Source organism: Bradyrhizobium ontarionense, from assembly GCF_021088345.1.
Classification (GTDB): Bacteria; Pseudomonadota; Alphaproteobacteria; order Rhizobiales; family Xanthobacteraceae; genus Bradyrhizobium; species Bradyrhizobium ontarionense.
In genome coordinates this window covers 7,656,238-7,670,785 of record NZ_CP088156.1, presented here as the reverse complement: position 1 = coordinate 7,670,785, position 14,548 = coordinate 7,656,238, and the positions used below count along the sequence as shown (strand labels likewise).

General features: G+C 62.1%; 8 protein-coding genes and 1 tRNA gene. 1 reads left to right on the top strand and 8 read right to left on the bottom strand.

Going from position 1 to position 14,548, the window contains the following annotated elements:
• Positions 1-4: 4 nt before the first annotated feature.
• A complete protein-coding gene (locus LQG66_RS33660) occupies positions 5-5,422 on the top strand; it encodes a type I polyketide synthase (protein ID WP_231320097.1) in 5,418 nt (1,805 codons plus the stop codon).
• Between the two features lie 619 nt (positions 5,423-6,041).
• On the opposite strand, the gene LQG66_RS33655 is transcribed toward LQG66_RS33660, so the two are convergent.
• The 8 genes from LQG66_RS33655 to LQG66_RS33625 all read right to left on the bottom strand — a co-directional run bounded on the left by LQG66_RS33655 (position 6,042) and on the right by LQG66_RS33625 (position 14,520).
• A tRNA-Lys gene (locus LQG66_RS33655) sits at positions 6,042-6,117 on the bottom strand.
• 174 nt (positions 6,118-6,291) lie between these two features.
• Positions 6,292-6,906 (bottom strand): Spy/CpxP family protein refolding chaperone, encoded by a 615-nt coding sequence (locus LQG66_RS33650; protein WP_231320096.1) that lies wholly within the window; start codon positions 6,904-6,906, stop codon positions 6,292-6,294.
• A 150-nt stretch (positions 6,907-7,056) separates the two neighbouring features.
• Entirely contained in the window at positions 7,057-8,382 is a 1,326-nt protein-coding gene (locus LQG66_RS33645; protein WP_231320095.1) for a TRAP transporter large permease, read from the bottom strand.
• Positions 8,379-8,945, bottom strand: a complete 567-nt coding sequence (locus LQG66_RS33640) for a TRAP transporter small permease (protein ID WP_231320094.1) — start codon at positions 8,943-8,945, stop codon at positions 8,379-8,381. The genes LQG66_RS33645 and LQG66_RS33640 overlap by 4 nt, the downstream gene beginning before the upstream one ends.
• Positions 8,946-9,082: 137 nt before the next feature.
• Positions 9,083-10,117 (bottom strand): TRAP transporter substrate-binding protein, encoded by a 1,035-nt coding sequence (locus LQG66_RS33635; RefSeq protein ID WP_231320093.1) that lies wholly within the window; start codon positions 10,115-10,117, stop codon positions 9,083-9,085.
• A 272-nt stretch (positions 10,118-10,389) separates the two neighbouring features.
• Positions 10,390-11,967, bottom strand: coding sequence for a 2-isopropylmalate synthase (locus LQG66_RS33630; RefSeq protein ID WP_231320092.1), 1,578 nt, complete (start codon positions 11,965-11,967; stop codon positions 10,390-10,392).
• Positions 11,968-12,108: 141 nt separating this feature from the next.
• Positions 12,109-12,237 carry a hypothetical protein gene (locus LQG66_RS37295; RefSeq protein ID WP_256460593.1) on the bottom strand — a complete coding sequence of 43 codons (129 nt, stop codon included), beginning with the start codon at positions 12,235-12,237 and terminating at the stop codon, positions 12,109-12,111.
• A 2,073-nt stretch (positions 12,238-14,310) separates the two neighbouring features.
• Entirely contained in the window at positions 14,311-14,520 is a 210-nt protein-coding gene (locus LQG66_RS33625; protein WP_231320091.1) for a hypothetical protein, read from the bottom strand.
• Between the last annotated feature and the right edge of the window lie 28 nt (positions 14,521-14,548).

The window sequence follows — 14,548 nt, the reverse complement described above, 5'->3', positions numbered from 1 at the left end:
TCCCGTGAAACAGCCCGCCCGATATCACGGTTCCGAAATCGCCCTGATCGGCATGGCCTGCCGCTTCCCGGGCTCTCCTGATCTCGATCGTTTTCGCGAAAACCTGAGGAGCGGCACGTGCAGCATATCATTTTTCGCTGAAGATGAACTGCACCATGTCGACCCCCGGTTGCGCAACAATCCCGACTTTGTTCGCGCCAAGGGCATGCTTGAGGATGTGGAATGCTTCGACGCCGCATTCTTCGGTTTCTCACAAAGAGAAGCGGAGGTGATGGATCCGCAGTTCCGCCTGCTTCACGAGTGTTGCTGGTCCGCACTGGAACATGCGGGTTATCCACCGGGCCAATATAATGGACGCATCGGCCTGTATGCAGGCGCCGCATTCAACGACGGCTGGATCTCCCAGGCCATGAGTAGACTGAGCGGCAGCGACGGTCTCGGCCCGCTGGAAACCTCATTCCTTGTTCTACGCGATTACCTGACGACGCAGATCTCATACCGGTTGAGTCTGCGCGGACCGAGCATGCTGATCCAAACGGCTTGTTCAACGTCTCTGGTCGCGGTCCACCAGGCTGCGCAATCGCTGCTCGCGGGCGAGTGCGGGATCGCTCTCGCAGGCGGCGTCAGCCTCACCACGCCGCTCAAATCCGGATATCTCTATCAGGAAGGCGGCATCCTCTCGCGAGACGGCGTCTGTCGCGCTTTCGACGCCGGAGCAAGTGGCACCGTTTTCGGCGACGGCGTTGGCATTGTCGTTCTGAAGCGGCTGGAAGACGCCTTGCATGACGGCGATACTATTCACGCCATCATAAAGGGATCCGCCGTCAACAACGACGGCGGCCGCAAGGTCGGCTATACCGCGCCCGGCACCCAGGGGCAGATTGCCGTGCTGAAGGCGGCCTATCGCGCCTCCGAGGTTGACCCGCGAACAGTCACCCTCGTCGAGGCGCACGGGACCGGCACGTTGCTGGGCGATCCGATCGAAGTGGAAGCGCTCGCGCGCGCCTTCAATGCCGACAGCACCGGATTTTGCGCGCTCGGATCGGTGAAGTCGAACCTCGGTCATCTGAATGTCGCCGCCGGCGTTGCCAGCCTGATCAAGGCCGCACTCGCGCTGCGCTACCGCGAGTTGCTACCCTCGGTGAATTTCCGCGAGCCGAATCCGAAGCTCAACCTGGAGACTACGCCATTTTTCGTGTGCGACCGACTGGCGTCGTGGCCGGAGGGACCGGAGCCTCGACGGGCCGGCGTCAGTTCATTCGGCATCGGGGGCACCAATGCCCATGTGGTGCTGGAAGAGCCGCCGTCCCCGACAGTCGCTGCGACCTCTCACGCGTATCATCTGTTGCCGTTGTCGGCGCGCACGATGTCCTCCCTGGCCACTGTCACAGCCGAGCTTGGCAAATTGTTGCAAGACCCGGCTGGCCCGCCGCTCGCCGATGTCGCCTTCACGCTGCAGCGGGGACGCGAACAGTTTCCGCACCGCTGCTTTGCCGTCGCTTCTTGCTCGAAGGAAGCCGGCGCAGGGCTGATGAGTCGCGATCACCGCCCGCTCGGCGCCGCAGATCAATCGGGCCTCCGCCCGGTATTTCTATTCCCGGGCCACGGCTCACAGCACGCAGGCATGGCCTCCGGCTTGTATCGTGGCTTCCGCGGGTTTCGCGACCGGATCGACGGATGTCTCGACCAAATTGACAGTGAGCCAGCTCGACGGTTGAGACGGTTCTTCGAACAGGACGCAGTGTTTCCAGTCGAAGCGCTCGATGATGCAGGTATCGTCCATCCCCTGTTGTTTTTGGTGGAACACGCGCTTGCGCAACTCCTGATCGAGTTCGGAATCCGTCCGTACGCGATGGCGGGTTACAGCCTGGGCGAATACACAGCCGCGTGCCTCGCGGGCGTGATGACGGCGCAGGACGCGCTCTCGATCCTGCTGGACCGCGGCCGGCTGTTCCGCGATCTGCCCTCCGGCACCATGATGGTGGTGGCCCTGGCGCCGGATGCGCTCGCGCCGCTTCTTCCACCGACCGTGGAGATCGCAGCCGTCAATACCGACGACATTTGTACACTTGCAGGCCCCTTGCACGCCCTTGAGCTGCTGGGACCAAGACTCTCCGCCCTCGGCCACGCCTGGCAGCGCGTTGCTGCATCGAACGCATTCCACTCCAGCCAGATGGATCCCGTCATTGCACCGCTGCTGAAGCAGTTTTCGGGAATCGCTTTGAGACCTGCGGCGTTGCCGCTGTTGTCCTCGGTGACCGGCGAATGGGCTGGTGCTGAACTTTCCACGCCGCAATACTGGGGGCGCAACCTGCGTGACCCCGTCCGGTTTTCCGATACGATTCGCGTGCTGGGGAGAGAACCCGGCCTGACCTGGATCGAAGTCGGACCGGGGAACATGCTCACCTCGTGCGTGCGCAGCCAGCTCGGCGGAGGCGCGACAGTCGTCAACCTGATGCCCAGCCCGCAGCAGCGGGCCGACGAAGAAGCTTTTCTGTTGGAGCGCCTTGGCGCGCTCTGGGAATCGGGTGCGCAAATCGACTGGGCTGTCATGTATCGCGGCGAGAACCGCCGCCGTGTGCCGCTGCCCGGTTACGCTTTCGAAAAGAAGCGAATTTGGGATGAGCATGCCGCTGGCGGCGTCAAGGCGCCGGCGGTTAAGGCATCCGAGCGTCGATCCGATCCCTCACCATCGACTTCACAAAAGCTGGCAGATCTCTGGGGCACGCTGGTCGGCGCGCGCGACCTTTCTCAGACCGACAACTTCTTCGAGCTGGGCGGGCATTCGCTCACCGCCGCTCGTCTGCGCGCCCTGATCGCGCAACACTTCGATGCGGATCTGGCACTGAGCGACATCTTCCAGCATCCTACGCTCGGCAGCATGAGCGAACTGATTGATCGAGCCAAGCGGACTCGCTCCGAGTCGATCCCGCGCATCGAGAACCGCCCTTCATATGCCACCTCGCCCGCTCAGCGCTACATGTATGAGCTGACTCGGCGCCTGGATACGGGAACGGCCTATAATTTCCCCATCGTCTTGACGCTGGAAGGTCCTGTTGACGCTGCCCGCTTCGAGGCAACGTTCCGCGGCATGATCGCTCGCCACGAGAGCTTTCGTACCGCCTTCGCCGAAGTCGACTGCGAGATCCGTCAAATCATCCTCGAACAGGCGCCCTTCTCGCTGCCGGTCCGCCATGTCGAGGAAGGCGAACTGTCCAAATCGATCGAGGAATTTATCCGGCCCTTCGATCTGTCGGCAGCGCCTCTGCTTCGGGCCGAGTTGTTGTCTGTCGATCCCGGGCGCCATCTGCTGCTTCTGGACATGCATAACCTGGTCGCAGACGGCATCTCCATCAATGTCTTCGTACACGATTTCGCTGCGCTCTATCGCGGTGAGACATTGCCAGCCATGGCGGTGCAATACAAGGATTACGCCGCCTGGCAGCTTGCGCGTTTCACCGGGCCGCGCTGCGGCGAGCTTGAAACCGCATGGCTGGACGAGCTCGCATCTGGGGCTTGTGCCCTGAACATCGCGTTCGACTTTCCGCGCCCGAAGGTACGGACGTTCCACGGAAACAACCTGAGATTCGATATTGGACCGGAATTGCGCGACGCGATGACGCGCCTGGCGCGGGAACGCCGAGTCACCATGAACGTTTTGATACTCGCGCTTTACGCTGTTCTCCTTCACCAATTGAGCGCGCAGGAGACGTTGTCCATCGGCAGCGTCACGGGAAGCAGGCCGCATCCCGATCTTGAGCCTGTCATCGGGCTTTTCACCAACGTCGTGCCGGTGCGCGTCAGCGTCCGACCACGTGAATCGTTTCTGGATTTTCTCGATCGCTGCAGCCGCACATTGCTGGCCGCTTACGATCGCCGCGATTACCCGTTCGAACTTCTGCTGGAGCGGCTCAGTTACGCCTCCGACGGAGCCCCTCTGATCGATACAACATTTACCTATCATAACGAGATCGACTCGAAGACCAGGTTGGAGCTGGAAGGCCTGCGCATCGAGCCGTATGACTTCAACAAAGGCGTGGCAAAGTTCGCATTCAAGCTGGATGCGATTCCATTTCCCGAATGCCTGCAATGCGTGCTCCAGTACAATACCGCGCTGTTCACGGAATCCACTGTCCGCGGCTGGATCGATTCATTTCAGAAGCTGGCCGAGCGGGTGGTCAAGCGCCCGGAAGATGCCATCAACTCCCTGCTCTCGGCCACAAGATCGGCGTCGCTACCGACGGCCGGTGTCGAGGCCACGCTGGTGGAACGTGCCCTGATGGCGCTCGATTGCGAACACCCAAATCCATTTCTTGTCCATCGCAGCGTCGTCATCGAAGGATCATTCACGGCGGGAGGGCTGGCCGCGGCGCTGGAGCGAATGATTCCGGAATGCGCCACGCTGCGAATGCGCTGGAGCGCGCAGGGTGGCACCGCTTGCTTGATTGACGTTCCAACGACGCCCGAACAGCTTCTCCTCGCCGAGGATCTACGTAACGCTATCCCGGTAAGCACCGCGGCGATCGATAGCGCCTTGCAGGATGTCTCGACAGCCTTCGAGGCGTCCGAACCGTTGTGGCGGTTTCGCGCATTGCGGATTGCGGACGAACGCTGGATCCTGAGCATAGTCGCACACCCTGTTGCCAGCGATAGCCTCAGATTGGAGCCGTTGCTCGAAACGCTCCGCAACGCGCTGGAGCATGTTCCTAAAGCCGCGCGTGAGTCTCAGTTTGTGTCCGCGCGGTCGTCCGCCGGGCCCGGCCCGGTCCGCAGAATTCCAACTGCGGGCGCCGTCCTGCGGGATACTCTAGAGAAGACTTCGAGCGGCCATCTTCGCGATCTGTGCCAGGCCGCCGGTGTCACCCTGTTTCACGGGCTGGTCGCTCTCACCTCCGATTGGCTCACCACCCAGGCGTTCGCCGAATTCCCCGGCACGATGGCGATATGGCGCCCGACGGAAACCGTGGATCAAGGTTTCGGCCCGATGATTCATCCGCACTTTATAGACTTTCCCAGCGGCGCAACTCTCCGGGATCGTTTCGACGCGGTGGCGGAGCTATGTACTGCCTCGGTCGGAGACCAGGAGCAGGCATCGCATCTGCTGTCGCTCGCCGAGCACCCTGTCGCGGTCGGGATCACATGGGAAATTTCCAGCCATCCGCGGGACGGTTCATCCATCTATCGCTTCGAGCCATGGGCGCAGGCTCCGGTGCTTTGTCCGTTTCGATGGAATTTTGCATTTGGCGAGACCAGCAACAAGGAGATCAGCTGTCGTTTCAAATTCCAACTCTCGAACTGGGATTCCACGCAAGCAGGCGATGTGCTTCGAGACTGGAAGCGTTTCGTGCAGTCCGCAAGAATGTCGAGTCTCGACAGTTCGACGCGGCCGCTTGGATGGCGGAATGTCGGAGTTCGCGCCTGAACAACTTCCAATCACGGCCCAAAACCTCGAGGCGACGGATCATCGACAGGATCGGCGTGATACCGATGCCACCCGCAATCAGGATCGATTGATCCGCCGTCTCATCAAGCGCGAAATCATTCCGCGGACAGGATGCCGTGACCACATCTCCAGCCCTGATGCGGTCGTGAACGAAGCTGGAGCCGCCGCGGCTTGCCGTATCCTTGTCAACCGCGATCACATGACGATGGCGCTCCCGCTGATCGCTCGGCAGCGGGCAGCTGCGAATAAGGCCGTTCGAGCTGCTCTGTTCCCGAGATCGCGGCGATTACAGGACATCCGATGCAAACGGTGCAGGAGAGCCTCGACGTGCATTACCTGGGAGGCCGAGTCGAGCTTGCTGAATCGGCCATTAAGAAATTGAGCGCGGTCTATGGTCAGGATTGCAAGAGGCAGATAGGCGCGGTTCGCTGCGGCTGATCTTGAGCCCTGTTCCGTGAACTCTTCTCTAGATCAAAACGAGTGACTCGATAGTCACTCCACCTAAAATAGAATATAATTGCGACCAAAAGATCCGGAACAAATCTCCCGACTGAAAGGTCTGTTCTGAAACTTTTAGCGGCTAAGCTCTTGAAAGGCTTGGTGGGCGCAGTAGGGCTCGAACCTACGACCCGCTGATTAAGAGTCAGCTGCTCTACCAACTGAGCTATGCGCCCGGATCTTGCATCCGGAGAAAGCCTTCGCAAGAGCCGGTCGTTTAGCAAAGCGATTCCGGGATGTCCAGCGATCCGACACGAAATTTCGGCATATTCGATCCTGAAAAACCGCCTCGGCAAGGCGGTTTTCCCCTCTTGCAATGAGAGTGGATCAGACGGATCGCCAATGACCCGTCAGAGCCGCCCGGACTCGCGTCCCTCATCCGACCAGCCCATGCGATCCATCGGACGGCCCATCGGCCCCGGGCCGAATCGATGCTCGCCGAAGCGCGGACCGTCCTCCGGGCCGCCCTCGCCGCGCTCCATCCAGCGGTGGTGCCATGGGCCATCCGGACCCATCATGCGTCCCCGGGTCAGCACCGCGAGCCGGCGCTTCTGGCCGTCGTCGAGCGTCTTGTAGAGCGGGTCGGCGGCATCGGCGACCTTCTTCATCGCATCCGCCGTCACCGCCATGGTGTCGGCGTGCTCGCGCAGCCGCGCCACCGGATCGACGTCCTTGTCCTGCGCGTCGTCCGGAGCCTTCATCCGCGCATTGGCGCGGTCGAACCGCAGCTTGACCAGATCACGGACCGCGCTCTCGACCGGCGGCCACAGCTTCTCCTGATCGGCTGACAGCTTCAGGCCGGCATGGACCGAGGCGATGCGCGCATCGAGCATGGCGGCACGGTCTTCCGGATTCATCCGGGCGTGGTGCATGTGATCATGAAACCACGCGCGGTGCTGGGCGTAGACCGCCGTCGAGCCGGCAATGGCGAGCACGGCGACAGCGGCAATGGTGAACCTTCTCATGCCAACCTCCTTGGAAACTCCGACGCAGCATGAGCTTGCCGCGCCGGGCGTTCAACTTACAGTTTGGACAGAGTGTACGACCTTACGAAGATGTAATTGCTTCAAATTCCTTTCTGTTTTTGCAAATCGGTTTCAGTTTGTTGCCGCCCTTCACAGCATGCCGAGCATGCGCGGCAACCACAGCGAGATTTCCGGCACGTAGGTGACGAGCGCGAGGAAGCCCAGCATCGTGAGCAGCCACGGCATCACCGCGATGGTGAGCTCGGTGATGCCCATCTTGGCGATGCCGGAGGCGACGTAGAGGTTGAGGCCGACCGGCGGGTGGCACATGCCGACCTCCATATTGACGACCATCAGGATGCCCAGATGCACCGGGTGGATGCCGAGCTTGACCGCCACCGGAAACAGGATCGGCGCCATGATCAAGACGATCGAGGTTGCCTCCATGACGTTGCCGGCGAGCAGCAGCAGGACGTTCACGACCAGCAGGAACACCGCCCAGTTGACGCCGGCGCCGGCCATCCAGTTGGCGATCTGCTGCGGGATGTTCTCGTTCGCCATCAGGAACGAGAACAGCACGGCGTTGGTGATGATGTAGAGGATCATCGCACTCATGTTGGCCGAGCCGAGCAGCACCTTCGGCACGTCCTTCAGCGACATGTCGCGATAGACGAACACGGCGATGACGAAGGCATAGACGGCGCTGACGGCGGCGGCCTCGGTTGGCGTGAACTTGCCGGTGTAGATGCCGCCCAGCACGATCACGATCAGCAGCAGGCCCCAGACGCATTTGCGGAACGCGATGAAGCGCTCGGCCCAGCTCGCCCGCGGCATCCGCGGATAGTCGTTCTTCCAGGCGCGGTAGAAGGTGGTGAAGCCGAGCAGGCTCGCCAGCATCAGGCCCGGGATCACGCCGGCGATGAACAGCTGTCCGACCGAGGCCGAGGAGACGCGATGGCCGGCCGGATCGAGCGCGATGCTGCCGCCGGTGGCGACCGCATAGACCACCATCACGATCGAGGGTGGGATCAGGATACCGAGCGCGCCCGAGGTGGTGATCACGCCGGCGCCGAAGCGCTTGGGAAAGCCCTGGCGCACCATCGCCGGCAGCATGATCGAGCCGATCGCGATCACAGTGGCCGGCGACGAGCCGGACACCGCCGCAAACAGCGCGCAGGCCATCACGCCGGCTAGCCCAAGACCGCCATACCAATGCCCGACCATCGAGGTCGCGAAATTGATCATGCGCCGGGCGACGCCGCCATGGGTCAGGAAATTGCCGGCGAGAATGAAGAACGGGATCGCCATGATCTCGAAATTGTCGATGCCCGTGAACAGCTTCAGCGCGACCGATTCGGTCGGCACATTGGTCATGAAGAAGACGAAGGACAGCACGGTCAGGCCGAGCGCGATCGAGATCGGCATGCCCGTCAGCATCAGGAAGATGAGCAGGCTGAAAATGAGGAGGCTGCTCATCGCGCGGCCTCCGCACCGTCAGCATCGACGCCTTCGACATAGGCGTGGTCATGATGCGGCAGCTCGTCGTGGCGCAGATAGTGCCAGGCGACCTGCAGGAAACGGAAGCACATCAGATAGGAGCCGAGCGGGATGCAGAGATAGACCAGCCAGCTCGGCAGCTCCATGTCGGGCGTCACCTGGTCGGTCTGCGACAGGCCGTAGACGAACTTGGCGCCCATGGTGCCGATGACGGCGGTGAAGAATGCCCCGCACAGCAGGCCGAACAGGATCGTGACCTTGCGCAGCGACGGCCTGAGCTGGTTGACCAGGACGTCGACGCCGACATGGATGCCGGTGCGCACGCCATAGGCGGCGCCGAACTTCGCCATCCACACGAACATGTAGATGCAGAGCTCCTGCGCCCAGGACATGTCGATGGGAAACAGCAGCGGATAGAACAGCGGCACGCCGACCAGATAGCGATGCAGCACCGCCAGGAAGATGATCGAGGTCGCCGCCGCGATCAAAAATGCAATCAGGATCTCCTCGAGCCGATCGAGGATGCGCAATAAAAACCCCAAGTCCTCTCCCCCACCCCGTCAATCTCAACGCTGCGGCGCTTGAGCGCGCCGTCTGCTTTTCGCGGTGATCCCGCGGTCACATCTCGCTATGATGATGCGCGGACGAAGCAGTCCGCGCATCGCCCCCTCACCGCCGCTCAGTTGGTCGTGCCGCGGGTCTCCTTCAGGAACTCGTCGATCAGCGGCTGGCCGACGCGCCCCGCCACGTCCTTGTAGACCGGCATCATCGCCTTGCGCATGGCTTCGTCCTGCGCCGGCGTCAGCTTGACGAACTCGGACTTGCCGGACTTGCGGATCTCCTCCAGCGCGTCGTCGTTCTCCTTGGCGGACTGGCCGTTGCCGTAGGCGGTGGCCTCGTTCATGGCCTTCTCACAGGCGGCGCGGATGTCCGGCGGCAGGCCGTCCCAGAACTTCTTGTTCACGACCACGACGTAGCCGATGTAGCCGTGGTTGGTGAGCGTGATGTACTTCTGCACCTCGTGCATCTTCTGGGTATAGATGTTGGAGGGCGTGTTCTCCTGGCCGTCGACGACGCCGGTCTGCAGCGCCTGGTAGACCTCCGAGAACGCCATCACCTGCGGAATCGCGCCGAGCGTTCGGAACTGGGCGTCCAGCACCTTCGACGACTGGATGCGGAATTTCATGCCCTTGTAGTCGGCGGGATCGACGAGCTTCTTGTTGGCGCTCATCTGCTTGAAGCCGTTGTCCCAGTAGGCCAGGCCGACCATGCCCTTCGGCTCGAGCAGCTTCAGCAGCCTGGCGCCGAGCGGCCCGTCCGTCACCTTCCGCAGGGTGGGGAGGTCCGGCAGGATGTAGGGCAGATCGAACACCTCGAACTCCTTGATGCCGACCGGGCCGAACTTGGAGTTCGACGGCGCCAGCATCTGCACCGCGCCGAGCTGCAGCGCCTCGAGCTCTTCCTTGTCCTTGTAGAGCTGCGAGTTCGGGTAGACTTCGACCTTGACCTTGCCGTCGGTGTACTTCTCGGCCAGTTCCTTGAACTTGTCGGCCGCGAGCCCCTTCGGCGTGTTCGAGGCCACCACGTGGCTGAACTTGATCACGATCGGAGTGTCGGCGGCGGTGGCCGGGCTGACAAAAGCGAAGGCCGCGAGCGAGGCCGCGGTGGCGATCCACCGACCCGAGGTGAAATGGCGGAATCTGAACTGACGCAAAGTGTCCTCCCGACGTTTCGGGGGGCATTGCAATGACGCCCCCGCTTTGTATGCCACCAGCATTGTTAGCGGTTGGCCGGCGGGAATGCCATTGACCGTTAGCCGCAGGCGCGGGATTCCCGTGCTGCAGCGCAAAATTGTTAGTGGCTGTCATTCCGGGGCAGCCGCGCAGGCGGCTGAACCCGGAATCTAGAGGTTGTAGGAGCCGGTACAAACCAAGCTCGGGATTCCGGGTACGCCTCTGCGAGGCGCCCCGGAATGACGTATTGGGCTCAGCTCGCGGCCACCGCAGAGGCCGATGCCCCCTGCGCCACGTCGCGCTGGCGCTTCATGACGAGCTTGTTCAGCGCCCCCAGATAGGCCTTGGCGGAAGCCACCAGCGTGTCCGGATCCGCCGCGCGGGCCGTCATCGAGCGGCCGTCCTGCGACAGCCGGACCGACACCTCGGCCTGCGCGTCGGTGCCCTCGGTCACGGCATGCACCTGATACAGCTCCAGCTTGGCCTCATGCGGCACCAACGACTTGATGCAGTTGAACACCGCGTCGACCGGACCGTTGCCCTCGGCCTCCTCGATCTTTGACTGACCATCGACATCCAGCTTCATGGTGGCGCGCTGCGGCCCATGGGTGCCGGCGATCACGGTCAGCGACACCAGCTTGATGCGGTCAAAGGCATGCACCATGCTTTCGTCGATCAGCGACTCCAGGTCCTCGTCGTAGATGTGCTTCTTGCGGTCGGCCAGCGCCTTGAAACGGACGAACGCATCCTCGAGCTGATTGGAGCTCAGCTTGTGGCCCATCTCCTCCAGCTTATGGATGAAGGCGTGGCGGCCGGAATGCTTGCCCATCACCAGCGAGGTCTGCTTCACGCCGACCGTCTCCGGCAACATGATCTCATAGGTCTGCGCATTCTTCAGCATGCCGTCCTGATGGATGCCGCTTTCATGCGCGAACGCGTTGCGGCCGACGATGGCCTTGTTGTACTGCACCGGGAACGAGGTCGCCGCCGACACCACCTTCGAGGCGTGCGTCAGCTGCGTGGTGTCGATCTTGTTCCAGAACGGCAGCTTGTCGTTGCGCACGCGCATCGCCATCACGACCTCTTCCAGCGCGGCGTTGCCGGCGCGCTCGCCGATGCCGTTGATGGTGCATTCGATCTGGCGGGCACCGGCGCGGATGCCGGCCATCGAGTTGGCGACCGCCATGCCGAGATCGTTGTGGCAATGCACCGAGAACACCGCCTTGTCGGAGTTCGGCACGCTCTCGCGAACGCGCTTGAACAGGTCGTAATACTCTTCCGGCACCGCGTAGCCGACGGTGTCCGGAATGTTGATGGTGGTGGCGCCGGCCTTGATCGCGGCCTCGACGCAGCGGCACAGGAAGTCGAACTCGGTGCGGGTGCCGTCCTCGGACGACCATTCGACGTCGTCGGTGTGGTTGCGCGCACGGGTCACCGAGGAGACCACCAGCTCGAAGACCTGTTGCGGCTCCATCTGCAGCTTGTACTTCATGTGCACCGGCGAGGTGGACAGGAAGGTGTGGATGCGGCCGCGCTTGGCGGGGCGGATCGCCTCCGCACAGCGGTCGATGTCCTTGGCGCCGGCGCGCGACAGGCCGCAGATCACCGCGTTCCGGGACCGCTTGGCGATCTCGTTGACCGCCTCGAAGTCACCGTCGGAGGCGATCGGGAAACCGGCCTCGATGATGTCGACGCCCATGTCGTCCAGCATGGCGGCGATGTTGAGCTTCTCCTCGAAGGTCATGGTGGCGCCGGGGCACTGCTCGCCGTCGCGCAACGTGGTGTCGAATATGACGACGCGGTCCTTGTCGGACTGAACGGGATTGGACATCTGCTCTTCCTCGAATTTCGGGTGGTGCGCTTGCCGGTCAGGATCTCTGAAGACTTGATCCCTGAAGACCTGGGCGCCGAAGGGTGTTTCGGTCTCGAAGCAACCCCCTGAGTGCCCAGGCGCATCCCGCCCAGCCGGCCCTCAGGGGCAGCTAAGAAGCAGAAGCTCGAGCGCGCCGATCAGGCCGCGAGCAGGCTGCAGCGGGGCGAGCGCGATCAACCGGGCTGATGCCCCGGCGAAAGCCTCGATCTCTGCGCTGCGAATCAGCATTGCCAAGCCCTTTGTGAGACCACCAAAACTCTGCGGCAAAACCATTGATGCTTGGTTGCCGGGGTGCCCTCAATCCAGCTTTTATCGGGAATGCCGGGGCCTCGCAACGCCGAATAAGGGTCAGAAAGGGTGACGTATTGGGGCGCCTGCCGATCTGGGAGATGGCCCGTGCCGTCGCTCCGCCCCCCGCCGTCATACCCCGCGAAGCCGGGATATCCAATACGCCGCGCCGTCTCGGGCGAACCCAGCCGCCGCTGGAATACTGGATCGTCCGCATGCCGTCGGGCGAGCCGGAGGCGAGACCCGGGAGCGGACCATGACCCCCGTGGCAGATGCAGCAGCATCGAGGACGACGGCACCGCGACGGCTTCCATCTCTGCTTGAAACCCGATCCATCCCCGTCATTGCGAGCGAAGCGAAGCAATCCAGACCTCCCGCTCGGCCCTGGATTGCTTCGCTTCGCTCGCAATGACGCCGGTGGTTGACGCAGCAGCGGCGCGTCTCTCTTGTATTCATCACACGCATCAAATGCGCCTGCATCACAGCACACCTCATCGCTCCCGCAGCACAATCGTGCCCGGGGTGATCCTCGGCATCAAAACCCTCGTGATATCGAGGGTGCAGGGAAGACCGGGCGTCTGCCGACACCCGCGGCCCCCGTGCGTGAAGAAGTGCACGGGGCAGGAACCACAGGCACGGCCAGGACATCCCGGCCTTCCCTGCGCCATGGGTTTACGGCTTACTTCGCGCTCTCCCCGGGGACCGGCTTGATTGCCCCCGTCATCGGCGCGCTCGTCCATGAGCGGCGCCGGCTTGACACCAGCATCGGGATGTCAGGACCACACGACTTCGCCGTCCGCAAAACGCCAGTCGTCCACTGGCGCCTCACGGCCATCGCTCCCCGCACTCCACGTATCGTGACGACGCGTACGTCCCTCTTCGACGAGGCGGGATGGCGCATACAATCACAGCTTCTGAAAAAACGAAAGAGATTAATTTTTGCCGGATGCGTTGACCTCGCGTGACGCATTGAAATCGCGGCGAAAAATTCCTGGTCAGCGCAGAAATTTTGAGGCTGCTTTCGTGGTCTTTGCAGCGGTCGCGAACGTCAAATCGCGCAACTGAGTCGCCCGACGGGCACCCCCGGGCACGCGGTCAGTCCCAGGCACAGTGTCTTCTGGGCGAACGCCAGGACCCATAGCCACCGGATGTCGTTGTGACACGGGTGCAGCCTCATCCACCTCATCACATCTTCCCGGCATATGGGTCCCGGCGCGAGGCCTGGCGCGAGCCTGGGACGACAGCAGAATATGCGGAAATACCGCGCTATTTCGCAGCGACTTGTGCAGCAAGGTCGCCTTGGCCAGAAGCGGGCGTCTTGCTTGGGCAACGCACCCTACGGAGTATCACGTCGTGTTGTTGGATTAGGTCGGCGACATTTCGATCTCAAAGGACGAGCGAGCCTGCCGGTGTTCGCTCCATCGATCGCTGTCCCCTCGGCACGGAGACCCGCAATGAGAGCTCGCAGATCACGACATGCTATTCCCGTTTGCACATTGTTGGCGGTGAGGACGATTGCAATCAGTGTCCCCACCGCGCTTGCAGCTGACGCGCCATCGTCATTTCACAGTGGACGATGGCCAATTCACGATGGGCGGAATTACCAGCCAACGGAGAACGACCTGAGATCGCGGCATCTACAGGATGTCACGCCCGATCAGATGCGCAAGATCGACCGATTGTACGACGAGCTACTGGCAGACAAGGTCAAGAAGTTCTGAATCGGCATCTCACGCTCATACAATTGATCGCGCTATTGCCAAAAACCGGATTCGGCCGTTGCCCAAAAACGAGTCATGGTCAGGCTGGCGATGTCCGCCAGCCCGACTTGTCCTGCTTAGTCCTACTGCGCCGTCATTCCGGGGCAGCCCGTCGGGGCTGAACCCGGAATTCTCGAGATTCTCAGGTGCGCAATTGCGCACCATAGTTCGATGCTGGCGCATCGCCCCGGAATGACGCTGAGAGAGGCAGCGCCCCAGGCCTGACGCAGTAAGATTAGCAATGGCCTGCTTATCAATTCATGCTGTTGGGCATGCAGGGAGGTTTGGTGTAGGGAGCTGTGGCAAACGCGCCCACCTTCGGCGCCCGCACACAATCCGTCATGGTGTGGGTTCTGTTCATCGCGTGCCGTGCCGCGGCATTGCTGCTGTGGGCCGCCTGGGCTTGGGTCGTGATGACGGCTGCTGCGATCAGCGCGGCCGACATGAAGATGACTTTGGTCATTTGTTTTCTCCCTATGACAGTCGCCAAG